Source organism: Tsukamurella paurometabola (assembly GCF_900631615.1).
In the GTDB taxonomy this organism is placed as follows: Bacteria; Actinomycetota; Actinomycetes; order Mycobacteriales; family Mycobacteriaceae; genus Tsukamurella; species Tsukamurella paurometabola_A.
Genome location: NZ_LR131273.1, coordinates 1,262,533 through 1,285,077, shown reverse-complemented (window position 1 = coordinate 1,285,077; position 22,545 = coordinate 1,262,533). Strand labels below are relative to the sequence as shown.

Sequence of the window (22,545 nt, the reverse complement as noted above, 5' to 3'; positions counted from 1 at the left end):
GATAGGGTGACAGACGTGACGGACGTATCGGACCAGGTCGACCTCAGCACCACCGCGGGCAAGCTCGAGGATCTGTACCGCCGCCTCGAGGCGGCCAAGGATCCCGGCAGCGAGCGGGCCCGGGCCCGCCGCGACGCGAAGGGCCTGCCCAGCGCGCGTGCGCGGATGAACATGCTGTTCGACGAGGGCACCTTCGTCGAGCTCGACCAGCTGGCGAAATCGCCCGGCGACGCGAAGATCAAGGACGGCGTCGTGATCGGCTACGGCCTGGTCAACGGGCGCAAGGTCGCGGCGTTCAGCCACGACCAGACCGTGGGCGCGGGCACCGTCGGCGAGATGTTCGGCCGGAAGATGGTCAAGCTGTACGACTTCGCGGCGGCCGCGGGCCTGCCGGTGGTCGGCATCAACGATTCGGGCGGCGCCCGCATCCAGGACGCGGCGACGTCGATCGCCTGGTACGCCGAGCTCGGCCGGCACCAGGACGGGCTGTGCGGCATGGTGCCCCAGATCTCGATGATCCTCGGCACGTGCGTCGGCGGCGCCGTGTACGCCCCGGCCAACACCGACGTACTGGTGGGCGTGCAGGACAACGCGTACATGTTCGTCACGGGCCCCGAGGTGATCGGCCCGACCACGGGTGAGTGGACCTCCAAGGAGGACCTGGGCGGCGCGATCAACCAGGCGCGGTGGGGCAACCTGCACCACGTCGCGGTCGACGAGAAGGCCGCGTTCGACTGGGTCAAGCGGTACCTGGCCTTCATGCCGGACTCCGTGCACCAGCGTCCGCCGCTGGTGAACCCGGGCCTGGAGCCCGAGATCACCGAGAGCGACCTCTCGCTCGAGTCGATCATCCCGGACGCCGACAACGCGGGCTACGACATCCACGACGTGATCCTGCGCGTCTTCGACGACGGCGACTTCCTCGAGTACGCCGAGCTGTGGGCGCCGAACATCGTGTGCGGCTTCGCCCGCGTCGACGGCCAGTCGGTGGGCGTCGTCGCGAACCAGCCGATGCACATGGCCGGCACCCTGGACACGCAGGCGTCGGAGAAGGCCGCGCGGTTCGTGCGCCTGTGCAACTCGTTCAACATCCCGCTGGTGTTCCTCGTGGACGTGCCCGGCATCCTCCCGGGCGTCGAGGAGGAGAAGATCGGCACCATCCGCCGGTCGGGCAAGTTCATCTTCAGCTACGTCGAGGCGGCGGTCCCGAAGATCACGATCATCCTGCGCAAGTCGTACGGCGGCGCGTGGGCGGTGATGGGCTCCAAGCAGCTGGGCGCCGACTTCGTGTTCGCATGGCCGACGGCGCGCCTGGCCGTGATGGGCGCGGAGGGCGCGGCGGCGATCATCAAGCGCCGCGAGATCGAGGAGGCCGGCGAGAACGGCCCCGCGATCCGGCAGGCCTTCATCGACTTCTACAACCAGTTCATGGCGACGCCGTGGCTGGCCGCCGAGCGCGGATACATCGACGGCGTGATCGAGCCCAAGGACACCCGCCTGCTGATCCGTAAGTGCCTGCACCAGCTGCGGGACAAGGAGCTGCAGCGCACGCCGCGCCGCACCTACCTCATGCCGATGTAGATGGCTTCGCTGGAGGGCTTCCCGCAGCTCACCGGTTCGGTGCTCACCGACCCGGACGTGACGGCGGCCTACGCCGTCGACCACTGCTCGCCGGTGCACGGCGCGGTGCCGCTCGCCGTGGTGCTCGCCGAGACCACGGAGGACGTCGCCGCCGCGGCGGCGTGGTGCTACGCCAACGACGTGGTCATCGTGCCGCGCGGCGCGGGCAGCGGCCTGGCCGGCGGCGCCAGCGCGATCGAGGGCTGCGTGATCATCTCGCTCGCGAAGATGAACGCGGTCAAGGAGATCAACGTCGCGGACCAGTACGCGATCGCCGAGGCGGGGGTCATCAACGCCGATCTCGACCGCGCGGTCCGCGAGCACGGTCTGATGTACCCGCCGGACCCTTCGTCGTTCGAGATCTGCTCCATCGGCGGCAACGTCGCCACCAACGCGGGCGGGCTGCGCTGCGTCATGTACGGCGTCACCCGCGAGTACGTCCTGGGGCTCACCGTCGTGCTGCCCGACGGCCGGATCATCACGACCGGTCGGCGCACCGTCAAGGGCGTCACCGGCTACGACCTCACCCAGCTGCTGTGCGGCAGCGAGGGCACGCTCGGCATCGTCACCGAGGTCACCGTCAAACTGCGTCCCGCGCCGGCGATCCCGCCGACCACGGTCGCGGCGGCGTTCCCGGATGTGGTCAGTGCGGCGGCCGCGGTCGCGGCGGTGGTCGGTACCGGCGTCGTTCCGGCGCTCATGGAGCTGATGGACCGTCGCACCCTCGAGTGCGTGGAGGCGCTGCGCCCCTTCGGCCTCGAGGACGAGACCAGGGCGATGCTCATCGGCCAGGGCACCACGCCCGACGACGCCGCGGTGCTGGCCCGCGAGTTCGACGCCGCCGGTGCGCACTACACCGTGGTCTCGGACGATCCGGCCGAGGCCGCCGAGCTGCTGGCCGTGCGCCGGGCCGCCTTCCACGCCTACGAGCACGCGGGCAACATCTTCTCCGAGGACGTGGGCGTGCCCCGGTCGCAGCTGCCCGAGATGTTCGCGCGGATCGAGGCGATCTCGGCGAAGTACGGCGTCGACATCCCCACGTGCGCGCACGCGGGCGACGGCAACCTGCATCCCACGCTGATCTACCCGAAGGACGAGCGGGAGGTGCCCCAGGCCATCTGGGACGCCGCCGACGAGGTCTTCCAGGCGGCCCTGGAACTGGGCGGCACGCTCACCGGTGAGCACGGTGTCGGCGTCCTCAAAGCCCGCTGGGTGGGCGAGGAGCTCTCCGAGGACGTCCTCGAACTGCACCGCGGCATCAAGGCCGTCTGGGACCCGAAGAACCTCCTCAACCCGGGCCGCGGCTTCTAGCGCAGCTCGTGCCGGTCAGGCCGTGTGCCACGGCGCGGACGGCACGTCGGCGACCTCCTTCGCGGCGGCGGCGGCGACCTCGACCGCCTCGGCGGTCCACGGCCGGGAGACGCCGAGCACGAGGTGGTCGATGCCCCAGCCCGCGGCCGTGCGCGCCCGCGCGGCGAGGTCGGCGGCGGTCTCCGTGGGGCCGAGCCGTGTACTCAGCGTCGTCTCGATGTCCGACGGTGCCCGGCCGGCGTCGCGGCAGTGGCCGGCGAGCACCGCGAGCTTGCGCCGGACGGTCGCCCCCTCGTCGGGCATGTCGAAGACGTTGCAGGCGTCGGCGTACCGCGCGACCATGCGCAGCGTCCGCTTCTCGCCGGCGCCGCCGACCAGGATCGGCGGCCGGGTGGCCGGCAGCGGGGACAGCCGGGGCCGGTCGCATCGCACCGTCGTCCCGCGGAACGGGCCGTCGTCGCCGGACCAGACGCGGTGCGCCAGGCGCAGCGTGTCCTCGGTGGCGTCGAGCCGTTCGCGGGCGCCCGGGAACGGCAGGCCCATGTCGGTCGCCTCCGCGCCGTGGTGGCCCGCGCCGAGGCCGAGCCAGGCGCGGCCCTCGGACAGGAGGGCCAGCGTGGTCACGGCCGCGACGAGCACGGCGGGCGGACGGAACGTCGCGGGGGAGACCATGGCGCCCAGCCGGATCCGCTCCGTGCGCGCGGCCAGGTGGCCGAGCGTCGTGTACGCCTCGAGATGGTCCTGGTCGCCGGGCGGCGCGGTCGGGTCGACCTGCAGCAGGTGGTCGGCGACCCACAGCGTGTCGAAGGCCGCGGCATCGGCGAGGGCGGCGACCCGGGCCAGGCCGGGCAGCGCACCGTCGGGGAACGACGGGTTCGTCACGGACAGGCTGATCTTCATTGCGCTCTCCTTCTACGTCGGGGCGGTGCCGCCGGGTGCGGCGGAGGTCCGAGCGAGGCCGCGGATGAGGACGTCGACGGCGGCGGTGCCCTCCGGGAGCACGGTCGCCGCGATCTCGGTGCCGAGGAGTCCGGACTCGGCGAGCCGGTGGACCTCGAGAGTCATCGCCTGCGTGATCCCGATGGCCGCGGTCGCGAGGGCGCGGGTGCGGATCCCGTCGCCCTGCTCCTCCGCGAGGAGTGCGGCGAGGTCCGCCGCCGCGGCGTCGGCGAGGAGCAGCTCGCGGGCCCGCAACGCCGGGCTCGCCGCGATGATCGCGCGGACGCGCACCAGGCCCTCGACGGCGCGCGGATCGTCGACGGCGAGCACGCCGCGCGGCTCGCGGAGGTGTGCGCGGAAGGCCTCGAGCACGGAGGTTCCCGGAGCACGGTCCCGCAACGCGCCGACGAGGCGCTCGCCGTACTCCGCCATCCCCTGGAGGACCAGGTCCTCCTTGGTGGGGAAGTAGTTGAACACGGTGGCCGGCGAGACGTGGGCTGCGCGCGCGACGTCGGTGACGGTGACGTGGTCGAATCCGCGCGCGGCGAACAGCTCCAGCGCGACCTCCTGCAGTCGTCGCCGCGTGTCGATCTTCTTCTGCTCGCGCAGGCCGATCCCCTCGGTCACATCCCCTCCAAAATTACTGTTGCTCTAAAGTTAGAGTCACTCTAACATGGATAGCGGCACACCACCATCCATCGAAGGAGGATCCGATGAACGACCGGGACGCGGTCGCCGACGCGCAGCGGCGCTTCGACGAGGCCGAGCTGCACGACGACCGGGAGGTGCTGGACGAGCTGATCGACGCCGACTTCCTGTCGATCGGCCCGAAGGGCTTCGTGCTCGACAAGACGCAGTGGATCGCGCGGCACGACCATTTCCGCTACCACGAACTGGACGTCTCCGAGATGGACGTGCAGACGTACCCCGCCGCGGCCATCGTCCGCAGCGTGCAGCGCAACCATGCGGACTCGTCGGGGCACGACGTCCGGATCGCCACGCGCATCTCGCAGACCTGGGTCGAGCGGGCCGGCGCGTGGCGGATCGCCGGGATCCAGTTCAGTCCCCTCGCCGACGCCTGACCGGTGCCCGACCGCCGGTGAGGCCGCGCGCCGAAGCCTGCGTGGGCGCCGGCGGCGCGGTCGGCGGGCTCAGCGCAGGGACTCGACGAAGACCGCGGCGATGGCCTCCAGCCCGCGCTGGTCGTCGTCCGTGAACCGGGCGGTCCGCTCGCTGTCGAGGTCGAAGACGCCGATCAGTTCGCCGTCGCGCACGAGCGGCACGACGAGCTCGGCGTTGGTCGCGCCGTCGCAGGCGATGTGATCGGCCACGGCGTGCACGTCGTCGACCCGCTGCGTGGTGCGCGTCCGCGCGGCCGCGCCGCAGACGCCGCGATCGAGGGGGATGCGGATGCACGCCGGGAGTCCCTGGAACGGACCGACGACGAGTTCGACACCGTCGTAGAAGTAGAAGCCCACCCAGTTGAGGTCGGGCACCGTCGCCTTCACGAGGGCCGAGAGGTTCGCCGCGTTGGCGACCCGGTCGGGCTCGCCGTCGACGAGCGCGCGGGCGTAGACGGCGAGCTCGGCGTAGCGCTCGGCGGGGGAGTCGGAGAGGTCGGGCAGCGTGAACGACACGCCACGACGGTACGTCCTCCGACGGTGCGCCGACACCCTCGCGGCCGGTGTGAGTCTGGGCGGAAGCTGAGAGCGTGAGCGACTCGAAACCGGCGTGATCGGGACCTAAAAACACCTCATGTACAGCGCTGACCTGCCTGAGCGCATCGATCTTCACCCGTAGTCGTAACACGGTGACGGGCTACTCCGACTAAGAGTTTGTCAGGAACTGAGATGTCGCATACAGTGCCTGACGAGCACTGAATCGCTCGCGTTGCTCTGTCACGGGGTCCTCCTGTGGTACCGACGGGGCCGGCACGCCGGCGCCGCGCAGGCGGTTTGCACGCGCCCACCGGGCGGAAACACTGAGGAAGAGAGTCTCGTATGCGTATGCGCAACGGCTGGGCCAAGAAGGCCACCGCCGCCGCGGTCACCGTGGCTGCCATTCCGGCCCTGACGATCGCCGGCACGGGCGCCGCGAACGCCTGGGGCCCCGGCAGCGCCAAGAACCCGCCGAAGGGCTTCAAGCAGGCCTTCGTCAACGGTGCGGGCATGCCGAACGTCAAGGTCCGCAGCTGGGCCTCGACCACCACCGACCCCAAGAAGGCTCCGACCGTCGTGCTGCTCGACGGCCTGCGCGCCACGTGGGACGTCTCGGGCTGGGAGCGTGACTCGAACGTCGCCTTCCTCTCGCAGAAGGGCATCAACGTCGTGACGCCCGTCGGCGGCACCTCGAGCTGGTACACCGACTGGCAGGCCCCGTCCTCGACGAACCGCCAGCCGTACCGCTACACCTGGGCCTCGTTCCTGAAGAACAGCCTTCCGCAGTACATCCGCAGCCTCGGCTTCAGCGACAACGTCTCGCTGGTCGGCCTGTCGATGTCCGGCAGCGCCGCGATCATCAACACCCTGGAGTCGAACGGCTACTACAAGCGCGCCGCCTCGCTCTCCGGCCTGAACAACATCTCGGCCCCCGGCATCCCGATCGCCGTCGGCATCGCCTCCCTCGACTCGAGCGGCTACAACGCCGGCCTCGACATGTGGGGCGGCCCGTTCGACTCGCGCTGGGCGAAGAACGACCCGACCGTGCAGGTGAACCGCCTGAAGAACATCCCGCTGTGGATCTCGGCCGGTAACGGCGTCTTCGGCAAGTACACCCCGAACCCGGGCCCCGCCGACGTCATCCAGGGCGTGCCGCTCGAGTGGCTCGCGCTGTCGCAGTCGCGCGCCTTCCAGGGTGCGGCGCAGCGCGCCGGCCTGAAGAACGTGCACTACGACTTCCCGCCGGCCGGCACCCACACGTGGGGTTACTGGCAGGACCAGGTGTGGCAGATGCAGCGCACCGGCTGGTTCTCGAAGTAGTCCTTCGCGATTGCACGAACAGATCACACGACAGGCGGCCTCGTTCGGACGAACGGGGTCGTCTGTCGTATTGTGATGTGGACGACTTTCCTGAGGAAACCGGGAGGGTCTGTAACGACTTACCCTGTGATTTCGATGAGATCCGGGGAGAGTGTCGGACATGTGACTGATGTGAATTATGTGACATGTGTGACGAACGATGTTAGAGTGACGGCTGTGACAAGGCTGGTCGATTGCGACCATCCGTCCGGTCCACCAGCTACTGCGCGGAGAATCCGTGTGAAAAAAGAGAGGTCAGCAATGCGAGCAGCCTGGGGTAAGCGAGCGGGTGCGGCGGTTCTCACCGCGGCCATGGTGCCCGCCCTCGCCGGTATGGGTGCCGGCGTCGCCGGCGCCTGGGGTCCGGGGTCGGCGAAGAACCCGCCCAAGGGCTTCAAGTCCGAGAAGGTCGACGGAGCCGGCATGCCGGCCGTCACGGTGCGTTCGTGGGCTTCCACCACGACCGATCCCGCGAAGGCCCCGACCGTCGTCTTCCTCGACGGTCTGCGCGCCACGCAGGACGTCTCCGGCTGGGAGCGCGACTCCAACGTCGCCTTCCTGTCGCAGAAGGGCATCAACGTCGTCATGCCCGTCGGCGGTACCGCCAGCTTCTACACGAACTGGGCGAACACCTCCAAGCACGGCAACGGCACCTACAAGGCCACCTGGGGCAACTTCCTCGCCTCGAGCCTGCCGAACTACATCAAGTCGCGCGGCTTCTCGAGCAACCTCTCGCTCGTCGGCATCTCGATGGGTGGCGGCGCCGCCCTCATCAACGCCGCGAACAACCCGGGCGTCTACAAGCGCGCCGCTGCGCTCTCGGGCTTCCTGAACACCTCGGCCCCCGGCATGCCGGTCGCCGTGGGCGTCGCGATGCTCGACGCGGGCGGCTACAACGTCCTCGACATGTGGGGCGGCCCGTTCGACGCCAACTGGGCGAAGAACGACCCGACCGTGCAGGCCGCGCGCCTGAAGGGCATCAAGCTGTGGATCACCGCCTCGACCGGTGAGCCCGGCAAGTACACCCCGAACCCGACCCCGGCCGACATCGTCCAGGGCGTGCCGCTGGAGATCCTGGCCAAGTCGCAGTCGGAGGCCTTCAAGGCCGCGGCCGACAAGGCCGGCGTGAGCGCGCACTACGACTTCTCGTCGGTGGGCACCCACACGTGGGGCTACTGGAGCGATCAGGTGTGGCAGATGCAGCGCACCGGTTGGTTCAACTGATCACGCGCTGATCGAGCGATCGCACGGAAGGCCCCGGGCACCTGCCCGGGGCCTTCCCGCGTATCGGTACCCTTTTCAGCGACCCCACACGAGAGAGTCGAGGTTGCAGCCCTCATGACCCCGCCGGCCCCGCTCACCCCCACCACCGACGCCGACGAGCCCCTCGGTTTCCGCATCGACCCGGTGCTCGCGCGCAGCTGGCTGCTCGTCAACGCCGCGCAGCCGGAGCGCTTCGACGCGGCCGCGCGCTCGCGGGCCGACATCGTGGTGCTGGACATCGAGGACGCGGTGGCGCCCAAGGACAAGGTGGCGGCGCGGAACAACGTGGTCGACTGGCTGGGCCGCGAGGTCGACGGGAAGCCGAACGACGGCTGGGTGCGCGTCAACGGGTTCGGCACGCAGTGGTGGGCCGACGATCTGGAGGCGTTGCGCGGGGCGAAGCACCTCGGCGGCGTCATGCTGGCGATGGTCGAGTCGATGGACCACATCACCGAGACCGCCAAGCGGCTGCCGGACACGCTCATCGTCGCGCTGGTGGAGACGGCGCGCGGCCTGGAGCGGATCAGCGAGATCGCGTCCGCGAAGGGGACCTTCCGCCTGGCCTTCGGCATCGGCGACTTCCGCCGCGACACCGGTTTCGGCGGCGATCCGACCACGCTGGCCTACGCCCGCTCCCGCTTCACCATCGCCGCCAAGGCCGCGCACCTGCCGGGCGCGATCGACGGGCCGACCGTCGGGTCCAAGGGGCTGCTCCTGACGGAGGCGACCGCGGTCTCCGCCGAGTTCGGCATGACCGGGAAGATCTGCCTCACGCCCGACCAGTGCCACCCGGTGAACGAGGGCCTGAGCCCGTCGCCGGAGGACATCCGCTGGTCGCGGGAGTTCTTCGCGGACTTCGACCGCGACGGCGGCGAGATCCGCAACGGCTCGGATCTGCCGCGTATCGCGCGGGCCACGAAGATCCTCGATCTGGCCCGTGCCTACGGCATCGTGGTGCCCGACGGGCTCGAGGGCGAGCACGCCCCGGCACCGTCGGACACCTTCCACTACTGACCTGACGACGAAGCCCCCGCGCCGGCACGTTCCGGCGGTCGGGGGCTTCGTCGTCAGGTCGATCAGGCCTGGCGCAGGGCCTCGATGTCGAGGGTGAGGGTGATCTTGTCGCCGATGACCTTGCCGCCGGTCTCCAGCGGCATGTCGATCGTGATGCCGAAGTCCTGGCGGGTGATCACGGTGCTGGCTTCGAACGCCGCCACCTCGCCCTGGCCCATGCCCGGGTTGGTGCCGAGGAACTCGAGGTCGAACTGCACGGGCTTGGTGACGCCGCGCAGGGTCAGCTCACCGGTGAGCACGTAGTTCGAACCCTTCTCGGCGACGCCCGTCGAGATGAACGTGGCCTTGGGGTGGTTCTCGGCGTCGAAGAAGTCGGCGGTCCGGATGTGGGCGTCGCGCTGAGCGTTGCGGGTGTTCACCGACGTCACGTCGACGTCGGCGGTCAGCGACGCGGTGCCGTCCTCGGCGACGGTGATGGTGCCGCTGAACTCGTCGAACCGGCCCTTGACCTTGCTCACCATCAGGTGGCGGACGGAGAACTCGACGGACGAGTGGACCGGGTCGACGACGTAGGTGCCGGCGGGGAGGACGTTGCTCATGGTGATGCTCCTTCGGTGGTTGGACTCTCGCGACTCACCGAGCATAACCGGACTGCGGTCCGATGTATTCCGGGGCGCGTGAACGCGCCCTGAACATCCCCTGAAGACCGTTTCTATGCGGCTCCGTGGAAGACCGCCTCCACGTTGTTGCCGTCGGGATCGCGGACGAAGGCGCCGTAGTAGCCGGGGTGGTACTCCGGCCACAGGCGGGGCGCGTGCAGCGACTCCGCGCCCAGCTCGAGCGCGACGCGGTGGAACTCGTCCACGGTGGCCGTGTCCGGCGCGGCGAAGGCGATGTGCGCCTCCCGGTTGGACGCGCCCTCCGCGGCGCCCGAGATCCAGAACACGGGCTGTTCCGTGCCGTAGCCGACGGCCACGTCGAAGTCCATGAGCCGGCGCGAGCCGAGCACGGCCAGCACCCCGTCGTAGAACCGCTTCGCGGCCTCCAGGTCTGCGCAATTGATCCCGAAGTGGTCGATCATGTCGGCTCCTCGCCCGATGCCGGGCGCCCGCTGCACCCGCGACGCCCTCAGGTGTAGCACCCGCGACCGACAGGTTTCAGGCCATTGCGGCGCGTGCGGCCTCCCGCGCGGACTGCGGGTCGGCGGCGGCGACCGCCGCCTCGGCCGCCCACCGGCACTGCTGCAGCGTCACGGAGCCGACCCGTGCGCCCACGGCCGCCGCGGCGCCGGCGGCGCACGACAGCGAGGTCACGCCGAGGCCGACGAGCACGCAGGCGAGCAGCGGATCGGCCGCGGCCTCGCCGCACACGCCGACGGGCTTGCCCGCCGCGGTGCCCGCGCGGGCGGTGAGCTCGATCAACCGCAGCACCGCGGGCTGCCACGGGTCGGTGAGCGCGGCCAGCTCGGTGCTCATCCGATCGGCGGCCATGGCGTACTGCGTCAGGTCGTTGGTGCCGAGGGAGACGAAGTCCACCTCGGCCAGGACGGCATCGGCGCACAGCGCGACGGCGGGCACCTCCACCATGACGCCCGCGGTCAGCCCCCGCGCGCGGCACTTCGCCGCGAATCCGCGCGCCTCCGCCGCGGTGGCGATCATCGGCGCCATCACCCACGGCTGCGCCGCGGCGCCCTCGGCGGCGGCGGCGATCGCGTCCAGTTGCCGGTCCAGCAGTCCGGGGTCGGCGTCCGCGATGCGAATGCCGCGGACCCCCAGTGCCGGGTTCTCCTCCTCGCCGTGGTCGACGAACTTCAGCGGCTTGTCGGAGCCGGCGTCCAGCGTGCGGATCACGACCTTCCGGCCGGGGAACGCGTCGATGACCTCGCGGTACAGCGAGGCCTGTTCCTCGACCGACGGCTCGTCGGCGCGATCGAGGAAGGCGAGCTCCGTCCGGAACAGGCCCACCCCCTCGACCTGCCGTTCAGCGGCGCTCCGCGCGCCCGCCCCGTCCTGCACGTTGGCGAGGATCGCGACGGGGGCGCCGTCGGAGGTGTGCCCGGGCCCGCGCCACCGTGCGATCTCGGCGGCCTCCCGGGCCGCCTCCGTCACCCGCGCCCGCGCCCGCGCCTCGTCCGGGGCGACGGTGACGGTGCCCGCGCCGCCGTCGAGCAGCACGGGCGTGCCCGCATCGACGGTGCCGGCGCCCGCCAGGCCGACGATGCACGGGATGCCGAGCTGTCGCGCGATGATCGCGGTGTGGCTGGTCGCGCCGCCGAGCCGGGTGCCGATGCCCACGATGAGGGCCGGGTCCAGGCCCGCGGTATCGGCGGGCGCGAGATCGTCGGCGAGCAGGATCGACGGTGCGTCCGGCACCGGGACGCCGGGCTCGGGGCCGCCGAGCAGCTCCGCGACCACGCGGTCGCGCACGTCGCGCAGGTCGGTCACCCGCTCGGCCATGAGGCCGCCGAGGTTGGTGAACATGTCCGCGAACTGCTCGGTCGCCGCGGCGACCGCGTTCGCGGCCGGGGTGCCCGCCCGGATCAGCTTCTCGGTGGTGCCGATCCACGCCTTGTCGGAGGCGAGGCCGGCGTTCGCGCCGAGTACCTCCGCCGCGGCGCCCTGAGCCTGTGCGGCGCGGGCGCGCAGCCGGTCGGCGACGGCCTGCGCCGCGGTGGAGAACCGGGTGGCCTCGGCGTCGCGATCGCCCTCCGGCAGGTCGACGGGCGGGGGCAGCTCGGGTCGCGCGCCGGGCCACATCACGGGTGCGTAGGCGACCCCGGGGACGACGGGGGTGCCGGTGAGGACGGCCAGGCCGGGCGCGGTCGACTGCTGCGAAGTCATGTGACACAGATTACGAAATCCTCTTGACTTGTCAACACAAACAGGCGTAAAAACAGAAAAATCAAATCCATAACCACAGAAACCCACGAACTCGGAGGGGTCATGTACGCGGAGGAACGACAGCGCGCGATCAGCGAACTGGTCGGCGGTCGCGGCCGCGCGTCCGTCATGGAGCTGGCCGAACGCTTCGACGTGACCCCGGAGACGGTGCGCCGCGACCTGGACGCGCTCGAGCGGCTCGGCGGCGTCCGGCGCGTGCACGGCGGTGTCGTCGCGGCGGGCGTCCTCGCCGGCGCCGAATCGGGCCTGGGGGAGCGCGAGGGCACGAACGCCGAGGCCAAGCGCGCGATCGGTGCCGCGGCCCGGCGCTTCCTCCCCCCGGCGGGCGGTTCGATCCTCTTCGACGCGGGGACCTCCACCATCGCCGCCGCCCGGGAGGTCCCGGCGAACCTGCACATCACCGCGATCACCAACTCCGTGCCCGTCGCCGCCGCGCTGTCGACGCGCGAGGCGGTCGAACTGCGGCTGCTCGGCGGCCGCGTCCGGGGCCTCACTCAGGCGGCGGTCGGCGCGGGCACCGTCGCCGAGATCGCGGGACTGCGCACGGACGTGGCGATCGTCGGCGCCAACGGGCTCAGTGCCGATCGCGGCCTCTCCACGCCCGATGCGGACGAGGCCGCCGTCAAGACCGCGATGGTCCGGGCCGCGGACTTCGTGGTCGTGGTCGTCGACTCGTCCAAGTTCGACCGGGAGAGCCTCGTCGCCTTCGCCGGACTGGACGCGGTGGACGTCCTGGTCACCGACGCCGCGCCCGCCGGCCCGCTGGCGGCGGCGCTCGCGGATCACGGCGTGGACGTCGAGGTCGTCGCCCGATGATCGTGACGGTCACCGCCAACCCCAGCCTGGACCGGCTGGTCGCCCTCGGCGACACGCTCCGGCGCGGCGCCGTGCACCGTGCCGCGGCGGTCGCGGCGGACCCGGGCGGCAAGGGCGTCAACGTCTCCCGCGTGGTGCACGCCGCGGGGGAGCGCACGGTCGCCGTGCTCCCCGCCGACCAGGGGGACCCGCTGCTCGTGGGACTCTCCCGCCTCGGCGTCCCCGCGATCCCCGTCCCCGTGGGCCACGAGGTGCGCAGCAACATCACCGTCACCGAGCCCGACGGCACCACGACGAAGCTCAACGCGCCCGGCGCGCCGCTGGCGCCGGAAGCCGTGCGGGCCCTGGAGGAGGCGATCGTCTCCGCCGCCGACGGTGCCGCCTGGCTCGCCCTGTGCGGCTCGCTCCCGCCCGGCCTCCCGGACGACTGGTACGCCCGTCTCGCCGACCGTCTGGGCGCACGCGAGGACGGCCCGCGGATCGCCGTCGACACCTCCGGACCGGCGCTCGCCTCCTCCGCGGTGCGCGGGATCGCGCTGCTCAAGCCGAACGCCGAGGAGCTCGCCGAGCTGGTGGGGCGCGGCCCGGAGGCCGGGGCGGAGTTCGAGAGTCGCGCGGCTGCAGGTGATCTCGCCCCGGTTCGCACCGCCGCCGAGGAGCTGCACCGCGCCACCGGCGCCACCGTCCTCGCAACGCTCGGCGGCGCGGGCGCACTGCTGGTCACCGGCGAGGGCGCGTGGGCCGCCTCCCCGCCGCCGATCGCGGTGCGCAGCACCGTCGGCGCCGGCGACAGCTCCCTCGCGGGGTACCTCATCGCCCACGCGCGCGGCGCCACGCCGCCCGAACGTCTCGTCCTCGCGGTCGCCCACGGCGCCGCGGCCGCCGCACTGCCGGGCACCCAGGCGCCCCGCCCCGAGGATCTCGCCGTCGCCGACGTGCGGGTCCTCGCCCTGTAGCTCCCGACGATCCACCAGCAGAACCGGAGAACACCCATGACCGAATCGATCATCGCGCCCGAACTGGTCGCGCTCGACGTCTCGGCCGGCACCGAAAAATCCGAGGTGATCGCCTACCTCGCCGGCCGCATCACCGACGCCGGCCGGTCCACCTCCGTGGACGGGCTCGTCGAGGCGGCCCTGGCTCGCGAGGCCCAGTCCGCCACCGGGCTGCCCGGCGGCATCGCCATCCCGCACTGTCGCGCCGCGGCCGTCACCGCCGCGAGCCTCGGCTTCGCCCGCCTCGACCCGAAGGTCGACTTCGGCGCTCCCGACGGCGGCGCCGACCTCGTGTTCCTCATCGCCGCACCGGAATCCGGCGGGTCGCAGCACATGAAGCTGCTCAGCGCTCTGGCGCGCGCGCTCGTGCGGCCCGAGTTCACCGCGGCGCTCCGCGCCGCCGCCACGCCGGACGAGGTGGTCGCGCTCGTCGAGGACGTCATCGCCCCGAAGCCCGCGGAACCGAAGTCCGCCGAACCGAAGTCGGCGGAACCGACGCCGGCCGCGACCGTGGACGCCGCGGCCACCGCCTCGCCGGGTTCGGTACCGGCCGCTGCACCGGCCGCTGCGCCGGCCGGGCGGGCGCCGTCGGCCGGGCCCGCGCTGGTGGCGATCACGGCCTGCCCGACGGGGATCGCCCACACCTACATGGCCGCCGACGCGCTCAAGCTGGCCGCCGAGCGCGCCGGCGTGGAGCTCGCGGTGGAGACGCAGGGGTCCTCCGGGTCGACGCCGCTGTCGGCGCAGACCATCGCCCGCGCGGGCGCGGTCATCTTCGCCACCGACGTCGGCGTCAAGGGGCGGGAGCGCTTCGCGGGCAAGCCCGTCATCACGTCCGGCGTCAAGCGCGGCATCAACGAGCCGGACGCGATGATCGCCGAGGCGGTCGCCGCCGCGACCGATCCGCACGCCGCGACCGTCGACGGGGCCGCGGCCGCGAGCGACGAAGCCGCCGCGGCGCCGGCGGGGCTGGGCGGGCAGCTCAAGCGCGCGCTGCTCACCGGCGTCAGCTACATGATCCCCTTCGTCGCCGCAGGCGGCCTCCTCATGGCCCTCGGCTTCCTCCTGGCGGGCTACGAGATCGGCAGCGACCACGGCGACGACGGCATGTCCAACGGCGCCTACTTCGCGCTCCACGATTCGCTGTGGAACCTGCCCGACGGCGGCCTGCTGCAGTACCTCGGCGGCGTCAGCTTCGCGATCGGGAGCGCGGCGATGAAGCTGATGATCCCGGTGCTCGCCGGCTACATCGCGTACGCCATCGCCGACCGGCCCGGGCTCGCACCGGGATTCGTCGCGGGCGTGCTCGCGGGGACGGTGAACGCGGGCTTCATCGGCGGCGTCATCGGCGGCCTGCTGGCGGGCGTCGTCGCACTGTGGCTCTCGCGGATCCCGCTGCCGCAGTGGGCCCGCGGCCTGCAGCCCGTGGTGATCATCCCGCTGCTCGGCACGCTCATCACGGGCGGCGTCATGTACATGTTCCTGGCCGGTCCGCTGCGCTGGGTGAACGAGGCCATGACGGACGCCCTGAACGGCATGAGCGGCAGCAGCAAGGTCGCGCTCGGTGTGGTCCTCGGCCTCATGATGTGCTTCGATCTCGGCGGCCCGGTGAACAAGGCCGCCTACGCCTTCGGCGTCGCCGGCATCGGACTCAGCACGGCCGGCGTCCCGCAGTGGGAGATCATGGCCGCCGTGATGGCCGCGGGCATGGTGCCGCCGCTGGCGCTCGCCCTCGCGACCTTCGTCCGGCCCGGCCTGTTCACCGAGCCCGAGCGGGAGAACGGCAAGGCGGCCCTGCCGCTCGGCCTGTGCTTCATCTCCGAGGGCGCCATCCCGTTCGCGGCGGCGGACCCGCTGCGCGTGATCCCGTCGATGATGCTCGGCGGCGCAGTGACGGGCGGCCTGTCCATGGCGCTCAGTGCGCAGCTGTGCGCCCCGCACGGCGGCGTCTTCGTCCTGTTCGCGACGAACGGCACCTGGCCGAAGTTCCTGCTCGCGCTCGTCGTGGGTGTCCTGGTGAGCGCCGTGGCCGTCGTCGCGGCGAAGAGCCTCGCCGGCCGGAGCGCCCCTGCGGACGAATCCGCCCAGCCCGCGGCGGTCGCCGCGTAATACTGGTCCTGACCACCTCCGCCGCCGACCGGCAGCGCGAGCCACCATCACCCCCACGAGGAGAGACATGCCCAGCACCACCGTCGCCGTCGGATCGGCCGTCGGCCTGCACGCCCGCCCCGCCGCCGTGATCGCGAACGCCGTCAACGAGTCGGGCCACGAGGTCACCCTGTCCGTGGCGGGCGGCGAGCCGGTGGACGCCGGCTCGGCGCTGATGATCATGACCCTCGGCGCCGAGCAGGGCGTGGAGGTCACCGTCGAATCCGCCGATCAGGCGACCGTGGACGCGATCGCGGCCCTGGTCGCCCAGGACCTCGACGCCTGAGCGCTCGCACGAAAAGAGGGGCGGCCGGATCCTCCGGCCGCCCCTCCTCGTGACCGGTCTACGTGACGGGCGCGATGCAGTAGCTCATGCGCTGCGGCGCGGAGTAGTTGAGGGCCGACGAGCCGCGGCACGTCAGTGGGGCGCCCGCCGCCCGCTCGATCACCCGGATCACGTTCGACGGTGCGCTGCCCAGCGCGGTCGGGCAGTCGACCGGGCGGATGTCGGTGGTGGCGGCCTTGTCGGGCTTGACCTGGTAGCAGTTGCCCAGCGTGAGCTTGGGGACCACGCACAGCACGGCGCCCGCGGACTCGACGCGGGCGTAGCTCGGCTGGCTGCACGCGGTCCTGGCGGCCGCCTTCTCGGCGACGGCGAAGCTGAAGCCGTCTCCCTCGCAGCCGGTGCGGGTCACCCGGTCACCGGAGACGGTGACGCAGTCGCCGACCTCGACGGAGCTCACCGGAGCGACCTCCGGGCTCGACGGTTTGACGCCGAGGAGCAGCACGGCGGCACCCATGACGACCGCGGCGATGAGGCCGGAGTAGACCACGGAGCTGATGACCTTCCAGGCGGTGGTCGGCCGGACCTCGTCGATCCGTCGGCCCACGGGCGTGGCCTCGAAGCGGCGCCGGAGCGCGGCGAGTCGCGGCTGCGCGGGGTGGAGGGAGGGCATCGACATAGTCTCAATCTTAACTTGAGACTCAGTAGGTAACACAAGTCTCAGTTTTCACAGGTCGAATGGGCGCGGCTGTACCCGGCGCCGACGGCGGCTCATTAGGCTTTGCGACATGTCATTCGACGACGCGCCCGTCATCGCCGTGGGACCGAAGCCCGATCCGGACTTCGACGCCGCGATCACCGCGGGCGGTGGCGAGCCGGGCCCGCTGACCCGTGCCGACGGCCTGGTCTGGACCGATTCCCGCGCGGCCCTGCCCGCGCTGCCGCCGAGCGTGCGCTGGGTCCAGCTGCCCTTCGCCGGGGTGGAGGGCTTCCTCGACAGCGGCGTCCTCGCGCGGAACCCGAAGGTCGTCTTCACCTCGGCCGCCGGTGCCTACTCCGGGACCGTCGCCGAACAGGCGGTCGCGCTGCTGCTCGCGGGTGTCCGCGGCCTGTGGCGGCGCGAGACCTCCTGGGACGCCGCCGGCGCGGGCGCCCGCACCGGGCGCCTCGGCGGCACGACGGTGGCCATCGTCGGCGCGGGCGGCATCGGCCGCGACGTCATCCCCGCGCTCCGCGGGCTCGGCGTCAAGGTCGTCGCCGTGAACCGCTCGGGCTCGGACGTCTCCGACGCGGTCGTCGTGACCGCCGACCGGCTGGACGAGGTGTGGCCCGCCGTCGACCACGTGATCCTGGCGGCACCGTCGACCGCGGAGACCCGCGCCCTCGTGAACGCGAAGGTCCTCGCGCAGCTCCAGCCGCACTCGTGGATCATCAACGTCGCCCGCGGCTCGCTGATCGACACGGACGCACTGGTGGACGCGCTGCGGAAGGGGACGATCGGCGGCGTCGGCCTGGACGTGACCGATCCCGAGCCGCTGCCCGACGATCACCCGCTCTGGTCGATCCCGAACGCGATCATCACCCCGCACGTCGCGAACCCGCCGCAGCACCTGCGGCCCGCGCTGCTCGCCCGCGTCGAGGTCAACGTGCGCCGCTTCGCCAACGGGATGGAGCCGCTGGCCGTCGTCGACGCCGACCGGGGTTACTGATGTCCGACGGCCGGCCGGAGGAGCCCCCGCCCGAGCCCGATGAGGTCGATCTCATCGTCCGGGGGATCGTCGGGCTGGCCAAGCGGATCCGCAGCGATGCGCGGTTCGTCGGCGCCGAGGTCTCCTACGTCGACTTCACGCTGCTGTTCGTGCTCCACGAGTCGCCGGGGATCCGGGCGGTCGATCTGGCCGAGGCGGTGTCGATCGACAAGTCCACCGCCAGTCGTCAGCTCGCGGGCCTGGAACGACGGGGCCTCATCACCCGCGACGTGGACCCCGGCAACCCCCGGTCGCGGCAGCTGCGCCTCACCGAGAAGGCCGAGCGCGTGCTGGCCGAGACCGATCGCGAATGGCGCCGCCGGATCGAGGCCCGGACGGCCGATTGGTCGCCTGAGGAATTGCGCACATTCGCGACCCTGATCGACCGCTACATGAGCGTCGATCTGCCCGGCGATACCGCCCTCGACCAGCCGATTGTCCCCGCTAAGGACCCTACTTTCGAGTAAGTTTGGGTGTGTTATGGTCAGCCCACTGTTCTGTGCATCAGGCGGCCAGCGTGCCCTCGCGATGCCCGGCGACCCCGGGCGTTCTGCGTGAATTCGCCCCCGTTCACACCGCGGCGGGGGTCGTACACGCGTGGATTCGTCCCGGTGCCGGAGCTCCGGGCCCGCAGCCGCGCGGCCCGGTAGGGACGACAGGAACGAATCAATGAACGTCGGTGGACCGACCATGACCCCGCATGCGGGTCGGCAGTGGGAGTGCTGCGCATGATCATCGGAGTTTTGAAAGAGGCACAGCCGGGCGAGACCCGTGCCGCCGCAACCCCCGCCACGGTGGCCCAGCTGATCAAGCTCGGCTACGAGGTGGTCGTGGACTCGGGCGCCGGTGAGGCGTCCTCGTTCGCGGACGAGGCCTACGTCGAGGCCGGCGCGTCGATCGGTGACGCACGCGCCGCCGACATCGTGCTCGGCGTCAACGCACCGTCGGCCGCCCAGCTCGACGGCGTGCGCCCCGGCGCGACCGTCGCCGGGCTCCTCGCGCCCGCGCAGAACCCCGAGCTGCTCGAGGACCTGCGCCGCCGCGAGCTGACGGCCCTCGCCATGGAGTCCGTCCCCCGCATCTCGCGCGCGCAGTCGATGGACGTGCTGTCCTCGATGGCGAACATCGCCGGCTACCGCGCCGTCGTCGAGGCGGCACACGTCTTCGGCCGGTTCTTCACCGGCCAGGTCACCGCTGCGGGCAAGGTGCCCCCGGCAAAGGTGCTCGTGGTGGGCGCCGGCGTCGCCGGCCTCGCCGCGATCGGTGCGGCCGGCTCGCTCGGCGCCATCGTGCGCGCCACTGACCCGCGCCCCGAGGTGGCCGACCAGGTCGCCTCGCTCGGCGGTGAGTACCTCTCCGTGGCGAACGAGCAGGCCGAGGTCTCGGCCACTGGCTACGCCAAGGAGATGGACGACGACTACAAGGCACGCGAGGCGCAGCTCTACGCCGAGCAGTGCAAGGACGTCGACATCATCATCACCACGGCCCTGATCCCCGGGCGCCCCGCGCCGCGCATCATCTCCGAGGAGATGGTCGCGTCGATGAAGCCCGGCAGCGTCATCGTCGACATGGCGGCGGCGAACGGCGGCAACGTCGCGGGCACCGTCAAGGACGAGGCGATCGTCACGCCGAACGGCGTCACGATCATCGGCTACACCGACCTCGCGGGCCGCCTGCCCGCGCAGGCCTCGCAGCTGTACGGAACGAACCTCGTCAACCTGCTCAAGCTGCTGACGCCCGAGAAGGACGGGCAGCTCGTGCTCGACTTCGAGGACCCGGTCCAGCGGTCGATCACCGTGACCCGCGCGGGCGAGCTGCTGTTCCCGCCGCCGCCGGTGCAGGTCTCGGCCGCGCCGAAGGCCGCGCCCGCCGCCGAGGCGGAGGCGCAGCCGGTCAAGGAGCCGATGTCGGCGTCCAAGAAGGTCTCGCTCACCCTCGTGGGCGTGGTCCTGTTCGGGCTGCTCATCAGCTTCTCGCCGAACCCGCTGCCGCAGCACTTCACCGTGCTGATGCTGGCGATCGTCATCGGCTACTACGTCATCGGCAACGTGGCGCACGCGCTGCACACGCCGCTGATGTCGGTCACCAACGCCATCTCCGGCGTCGTCGTGGTGGGCGCTCTGCTGCAGATCGCGACCAACACCACGACGGTCCTGGTGCTGTCGACGATCGCGATCCTGGTCGCGTCGATCAACATCTTCGGTGGTTTCGCGGTCACCCGCCGCATGCTCGCCATGTTCAGCAAGGGGGCATGAGTAAGCCATGAGTATCACTGCAATCTCCGTTGCGGCGTACATCGTCGCGTCGCTGCTGTTCATCCTGTCGCTGGCGGGGCTGTCCAAGCACGAGACCTCCAAGAGCGGCCTGACCTACGGCATCGTCGGCATGGGCATCGCCCTGCTGGCGACGATCGCGCTGGTCATCGACAAGGTCCTCAAGCCGGAGCTCGACCTGACCTGGCTGCCCGTCGCCCTCATGGCCGGCGCCATCGTCATCGGCGCCCTCATCGGTTTCTGGCGCGCACGCATCGTCGAGATGACGGGCATGCCCGAGCTGATCGCCCTGCTCCACTCCTTCGTGGGTCTCGCGGCCGTGCTCATCGGCTGGAACGGCGCGATCGAGGGCTTCCACGCCGACGGGGTCAACCCGGCCGACGTCCGCGCGCTCACCAACATCCACGAGGCCGAGATCGCGATCGGCATCTTCATCGGTGCGGTCACCCTGACCGGCTCGATCGTCGCGAACCGCAAGCTCTCCGGGAAGATGAAGTCGGCGCCGCTCATGCTGCCCGGCAAGAACCTCATCAACGTCGGTTCGATCGTCGTCTTCATCGTGCTCACCGCCGTCTACGTCTCCCGGGACACCCACGGCGACAACACGTCGATGATCCTGCTGGGCGTCATCACCGCGCTCGCCCTGTTCCTGGGCTGGCACCTGGTCGCCTCCATCGGCGGCGGCGACATGCCCGTCGTCATCTCGATGCTCAACAGCTACTCCGGCTGGGCCGCGGCCGCGTCGGGCTTCCTGCTGAGCAACGACCTGCTCATCGTCACCGGTGCGCTCGTCGGCTCCTCGGGTGCGTACCTGAGCTACATCATGTGCAAGGCGATGAACCGCTCGTTCATCTCGGTCATCGCGGGCGGCTTCGGCATCGAGGCCGGCCCGGCCGACGACACGGACTACGGCGAGCACCGGGAGGTCAACGCCGAGCAGGTCGCCGAGCTCCTCACGGGCGCCAAGTCCGTCGTCATCACCCCGGGCTACGGCATGGCCGTCGCCCAGGCGCAGTACGGCGTCGCGGAGCTCACCAGCGAGCTGCGCAAGAAGGGCGTCGAGGTCCGCTTCGGCATCCACCCCGTCGCCGGGCGCCTGCCCGGGCACATGAACGTGCTCCTCGCCGAGGCGAAGGTCCCGTACGACATCGTGCTCGAGATGGACGAGATCAACGACGACTTCCCCGAGACCGACGTGGTCCTGGTGATCGGCGCCAACGACACGGTCAACCCGGCCGCGTCGGAGGACCCGGGCAGCCCCATCGCGGGCATGCCGGTGCTCACCGTGTGGGAGGCCGAGAACGTGATCGTGTTCAAGCGGTCGATGGCCGCCGGCTACGCGGGCGTGCAGAACCCGCTGTTCTTCCGCGACAACTCGGCGATGCTCTTCGGCGACGCCAAGGACCGCGTGCAGGACATCCTCGCCGCGATGCACTGACGCACGAGCGCCCTCGGGCCCGGCACCGTCGACCGACGGTGCCGGGCCCGAGTCGTCGTCGGGGCCTACCGCCCGGGGCCTACGTCCAGGCCTCCTCGATGCGCACGTCCCCGTCGGTGAAGGGCAGGTCCTTCCCGATGGTGTCGGGACGGTCCAGCACCGAGGCCGCCACCAGCGCGACGTTCGCGCGCGACGTGCCGGGGTTGTCCGCCGCCCGCACCGCCGCGGGGTCCACTCGCCCGGTGGGTTCATCGAGGGTCAGGCGGCCCGGCATGAGCACCGTCCAGTCCAGGTCCGAGGCGCGCAGGGCGACGTCGGCGGCGGCCTTCGCCTCCGCGTAGGGGAAGAACGCGTCCGACTCCGGGACGCCGTGGTCGGGGGCGGCGCCGAGGTAGGAGACCATGACGTAGCGCTTCACCCCGGCCGATTCGGCGGCCTGGATCGAGCGGATCGCCGCGTCGCGGTCCACGGCGTACGTGCGGTCGGGGTTCCCGCCGCCCGCGCCGGCGGAGAAGACCACGGCGTCCGAGCCGGCGAGGGCCGCCGCGATCTCCTCGCGCGACGCCCGCTCCACGTCGAGGACGAGGGGTTTCGCGCCGGTCGCGGCGACGTCCGCCGCGTGCTCCGGGTTGCGGATCCACGAGGTGACCGCATCGCCCAGCGAGCTGAGGACGCGCGCCAGGATGAGCGCGATCTTGCCGTGTCCACCGATGATCGTGACAGCTGCCATGCATTCCAACGTACGCGCCCCGGCGGCGTGTCCGACTCGGCCCGGCGCGA

22 protein-coding genes are annotated in these 22,545 nt (G+C 71.5%); 14 read left to right on the top strand and 8 right to left on the bottom strand.

Translation table 11 applies throughout. The features are described from left to right. Nucleotides 1–6: 6 nt before the first annotated feature. Both ELY19_RS06475 and ELY19_RS06470 read left to right on the top strand, forming a co-directional pair. Nucleotides 7–1,581, top strand: coding sequence for an acyl-CoA carboxylase subunit beta (locus ELY19_RS06475; protein ID WP_126195487.1), 1,575 nt, complete (start codon nucleotides 7–9; stop codon nucleotides 1,579–1,581). Further along, nucleotides 1,582–2,931 (top strand): FAD-binding oxidoreductase, encoded by a 1,350-nt coding sequence (locus tag ELY19_RS06470; protein ID WP_126195486.1) that lies wholly within the window; start codon nucleotides 1,582–1,584, stop codon nucleotides 2,929–2,931. Between the two features lie 15 nt (nucleotides 2,932–2,946). Here the strand turns inward: ELY19_RS06470 and ELY19_RS06465 are convergent, their stop codons facing one another. Further along, nucleotides 2,947–3,831, bottom strand: a complete 885-nt coding sequence (locus ELY19_RS06465; protein ID WP_126195485.1) for an LLM class flavin-dependent oxidoreductase — start codon at nucleotides 3,829–3,831, stop codon at nucleotides 2,947–2,949. 12 nt (nucleotides 3,832–3,843) lie between these two features. Further along, nucleotides 3,844–4,497 (bottom strand): TetR/AcrR family transcriptional regulator, encoded by a 654-nt coding sequence (locus ELY19_RS23980; RefSeq protein WP_126195484.1) that lies wholly within the window; start codon nucleotides 4,495–4,497, stop codon nucleotides 3,844–3,846. A gap of 86 nt (nucleotides 4,498–4,583) precedes the next feature. On the opposite strand from ELY19_RS23980, the gene ELY19_RS06455 reads away from it, so the two are divergent. Continuing rightward, a complete protein-coding gene (locus tag ELY19_RS06455; RefSeq protein ID WP_126195483.1) occupies nucleotides 4,584–4,952 on the top strand; it encodes a nuclear transport factor 2 family protein in 369 nt (122 codons plus the stop codon). Nucleotides 4,953–5,021: 69 nt separating this feature from the next. Here ELY19_RS06455 and msrC read toward each other — a convergent pair whose 3' ends face one another. Further along, on the bottom strand, nucleotides 5,022–5,507 hold the full coding sequence (gene msrC / locus ELY19_RS06450; protein WP_126195482.1) for a free L-methionine (R)-S-oxide reductase MsrC: 486 nt from the start codon (nucleotides 5,505–5,507) through the stop codon (nucleotides 5,022–5,024). Between the two features lie 363 nt (nucleotides 5,508–5,870). Between msrC and ELY19_RS06445 the strand changes: the two genes are divergently transcribed. From ELY19_RS06445 to ELY19_RS06435, 3 genes are all read left to right on the top strand, one after another. Further along, nucleotides 5,871–6,848, top strand: coding sequence for an alpha/beta hydrolase (locus ELY19_RS06445; RefSeq protein ID WP_126195481.1), 978 nt, complete (start codon nucleotides 5,871–5,873; stop codon nucleotides 6,846–6,848). A 300-nt stretch (nucleotides 6,849–7,148) separates the two neighbouring features. Next, nucleotides 7,149–8,111 carry an alpha/beta hydrolase gene (locus ELY19_RS06440; RefSeq protein ID WP_126195480.1) on the top strand — a complete coding sequence of 321 codons (963 nt, stop codon included), beginning with the start codon at nucleotides 7,149–7,151 and terminating at the stop codon, nucleotides 8,109–8,111. Between the two features lie 114 nt (nucleotides 8,112–8,225). Next, nucleotides 8,226–9,164 (top strand): HpcH/HpaI aldolase/citrate lyase family protein, encoded by a 939-nt coding sequence (locus tag ELY19_RS06435; protein ID WP_126195479.1) that lies wholly within the window; start codon nucleotides 8,226–8,228, stop codon nucleotides 9,162–9,164. Nucleotides 9,165–9,226: 62 nt separating this feature from the next. Here ELY19_RS06435 and ELY19_RS06430 read toward each other — a convergent pair whose 3' ends face one another. The 3 genes from ELY19_RS06430 to ELY19_RS06420 all read right to left on the bottom strand — a co-directional run bounded on the left by ELY19_RS06430 (nucleotide 9,227) and on the right by ELY19_RS06420 (nucleotide 12,004). Continuing rightward, nucleotides 9,227–9,763: a YceI family protein gene (locus tag ELY19_RS06430; protein ID WP_126195478.1), complete on the bottom strand. Its 537-nt coding sequence runs from the start codon at nucleotides 9,761–9,763 to the stop codon at nucleotides 9,227–9,229. 113 nt (nucleotides 9,764–9,876) lie between these two features. Further along, a complete protein-coding gene (locus ELY19_RS06425) occupies nucleotides 9,877–10,245 on the bottom strand; it encodes a VOC family protein (RefSeq protein WP_126195477.1) in 369 nt (122 codons plus the stop codon). 76 nt (nucleotides 10,246–10,321) lie between these two features. Continuing rightward, complete coding sequence (locus ELY19_RS06420; RefSeq protein ID WP_126195476.1) at nucleotides 10,322–12,004, bottom strand: phosphoenolpyruvate--protein phosphotransferase; 1,683 nt, start codon at nucleotides 12,002–12,004, stop codon at nucleotides 10,322–10,324. Between the two features lie 102 nt (nucleotides 12,005–12,106). On the opposite strand from ELY19_RS06420, the gene ELY19_RS06415 reads away from it, so the two are divergent. From ELY19_RS06415 to ELY19_RS06400, 4 genes are all read left to right on the top strand, one after another. Next, nucleotides 12,107–12,880 (top strand): DeoR/GlpR family DNA-binding transcription regulator, encoded by a 774-nt coding sequence (locus ELY19_RS06415; RefSeq protein ID WP_126195475.1) that lies wholly within the window; start codon nucleotides 12,107–12,109, stop codon nucleotides 12,878–12,880. Next, nucleotides 12,877–13,836: a 1-phosphofructokinase family hexose kinase gene (locus ELY19_RS06410; RefSeq protein ID WP_126195474.1), complete on the top strand. Its 960-nt coding sequence runs from the start codon at nucleotides 12,877–12,879 to the stop codon at nucleotides 13,834–13,836. Before ELY19_RS06415 ends, ELY19_RS06410 begins: the two co-directional genes overlap by 4 nt. A 36-nt stretch (nucleotides 13,837–13,872) precedes the next feature. Further along, on the top strand, nucleotides 13,873–15,984 hold the full coding sequence (locus ELY19_RS06405; RefSeq protein ID WP_126195473.1) for a PTS fructose transporter subunit IIABC: 2,112 nt from the start codon (nucleotides 13,873–13,875) through the stop codon (nucleotides 15,982–15,984). A gap of 67 nt (nucleotides 15,985–16,051) precedes the next feature. Then, nucleotides 16,052–16,309, top strand: coding sequence for an HPr family phosphocarrier protein (locus tag ELY19_RS06400; protein ID WP_126195472.1), 258 nt, complete (start codon nucleotides 16,052–16,054; stop codon nucleotides 16,307–16,309). Between the two features lie 58 nt (nucleotides 16,310–16,367). Here ELY19_RS06400 and ELY19_RS06395 read toward each other — a convergent pair whose 3' ends face one another. Then, nucleotides 16,368–16,979, bottom strand: coding sequence for a hypothetical protein (locus ELY19_RS06395; protein WP_126195471.1), 612 nt, complete (start codon nucleotides 16,977–16,979; stop codon nucleotides 16,368–16,370). Nucleotides 16,980–17,094: 115 nt separating this feature from the next. On the opposite strand from ELY19_RS06395, the gene ELY19_RS06390 reads away from it, so the two are divergent. From ELY19_RS06390 to pntB, 4 genes are all read left to right on the top strand, one after another. Further along, a complete protein-coding gene (locus tag ELY19_RS06390) occupies nucleotides 17,095–18,015 on the top strand; it encodes a D-isomer specific 2-hydroxyacid dehydrogenase family protein (protein ID WP_126195470.1) in 921 nt (306 codons plus the stop codon). Continuing rightward, nucleotides 18,015–18,521, top strand: coding sequence for a MarR family winged helix-turn-helix transcriptional regulator (locus ELY19_RS06385; RefSeq protein ID WP_126195469.1), 507 nt, complete (start codon nucleotides 18,015–18,017; stop codon nucleotides 18,519–18,521). The genes ELY19_RS06390 and ELY19_RS06385 overlap by 1 nt, the downstream gene beginning before the upstream one ends. 261 nt (nucleotides 18,522–18,782) lie before the next feature. Continuing rightward, a complete protein-coding gene (locus ELY19_RS06380; protein WP_126195468.1) occupies nucleotides 18,783–20,309 on the top strand; it encodes a Re/Si-specific NAD(P)(+) transhydrogenase subunit alpha in 1,527 nt (508 codons plus the stop codon). A 7-nt stretch (nucleotides 20,310–20,316) separates the two neighbouring features. Next, the gene (gene pntB, locus ELY19_RS06375; RefSeq protein WP_126195467.1) at nucleotides 20,317–21,765 is read left to right on the top strand and encodes a Re/Si-specific NAD(P)(+) transhydrogenase subunit beta; all 1,449 of its coding nucleotides are present in this window, start codon (nucleotides 20,317–20,319) and stop codon (nucleotides 21,763–21,765) included. A gap of 79 nt (nucleotides 21,766–21,844) precedes the next feature. Here the strand turns inward: pntB and ELY19_RS06370 are convergent, their stop codons facing one another. Next, nucleotides 21,845–22,495: an SDR family oxidoreductase gene (locus tag ELY19_RS06370; RefSeq protein ID WP_126195466.1), complete on the bottom strand. Its 651-nt coding sequence runs from the start codon at nucleotides 22,493–22,495 to the stop codon at nucleotides 21,845–21,847. Nucleotides 22,496–22,545 lie beyond the last annotated feature (50 nt).

Coding starts and splice junctions, on each gene's coding strand:
- ELY19_RS06410 (WP_126195474.1), top strand. CDS start 12,877: ATGATCGTGACGGTCACCGCCAACCCCAGCCTGGACCGGCTGGTCGCC.
- ELY19_RS06390 (WP_126195470.1), top strand. CDS start 17,095: ATGTCATTCGACGACGCGCCCGTCATCGCCGTGGGACCGAAGCCCGAT.
- ELY19_RS06470 (WP_126195486.1), top strand. CDS start 1,582: ATGGCTTCGCTGGAGGGCTTCCCGCAGCTCACCGGTTCGGTGCTCACC.
- ELY19_RS06425 (WP_126195477.1), bottom strand. CDS start 10,245: ATGATCGACCACTTCGGGATCAATTGCGCAGACCTGGAGGCCGCGAAG.
- ELY19_RS06430 (WP_126195478.1), bottom strand. CDS start 9,763: ATGAGCAACGTCCTCCCCGCCGGCACCTACGTCGTCGACCCGGTCCAC.
- ELY19_RS06385 (WP_126195469.1), top strand. CDS start 18,015: ATGTCCGACGGCCGGCCGGAGGAGCCCCCGCCCGAGCCCGATGAGGTC.
- ELY19_RS06465 (WP_126195485.1), bottom strand. CDS start 3,831: ATGAAGATCAGCCTGTCCGTGACGAACCCGTCGTTCCCCGACGGTGCG.
- ELY19_RS06380 (WP_126195468.1), top strand. CDS start 18,783: ATGATCATCGGAGTTTTGAAAGAGGCACAGCCGGGCGAGACCCGTGCC.
- ELY19_RS06445 (WP_126195481.1), top strand. CDS start 5,871: ATGCGTATGCGCAACGGCTGGGCCAAGAAGGCCACCGCCGCCGCGGTC.
- ELY19_RS06420 (WP_126195476.1), bottom strand. CDS start 12,004: ATGACTTCGCAGCAGTCGACCGCGCCCGGCCTGGCCGTCCTCACCGGC.
- ELY19_RS06435 (WP_126195479.1), top strand. CDS start 8,226: ATGACCCCGCCGGCCCCGCTCACCCCCACCACCGACGCCGACGAGCCC.
- ELY19_RS06415 (WP_126195475.1), top strand. CDS start 12,107: ATGTACGCGGAGGAACGACAGCGCGCGATCAGCGAACTGGTCGGCGGT.
- ELY19_RS06405 (WP_126195473.1), top strand. CDS start 13,873: ATGACCGAATCGATCATCGCGCCCGAACTGGTCGCGCTCGACGTCTCG.
- ELY19_RS06395 (WP_126195471.1), bottom strand. CDS start 16,979: ATGCCCTCCCTCCACCCCGCGCAGCCGCGACTCGCCGCGCTCCGGCGC.
- ELY19_RS06370 (WP_126195466.1), bottom strand. CDS start 22,495: ATGGCAGCTGTCACGATCATCGGTGGACACGGCAAGATCGCGCTCATC.
- pntB (WP_126195467.1), top strand. CDS start 20,317: ATGAGTATCACTGCAATCTCCGTTGCGGCGTACATCGTCGCGTCGCTG.
- ELY19_RS06440 (WP_126195480.1), top strand. CDS start 7,149: ATGCGAGCAGCCTGGGGTAAGCGAGCGGGTGCGGCGGTTCTCACCGCG.
- ELY19_RS06455 (WP_126195483.1), top strand. CDS start 4,584: ATGAACGACCGGGACGCGGTCGCCGACGCGCAGCGGCGCTTCGACGAG.
- ELY19_RS06400 (WP_126195472.1), top strand. CDS start 16,052: ATGCCCAGCACCACCGTCGCCGTCGGATCGGCCGTCGGCCTGCACGCC.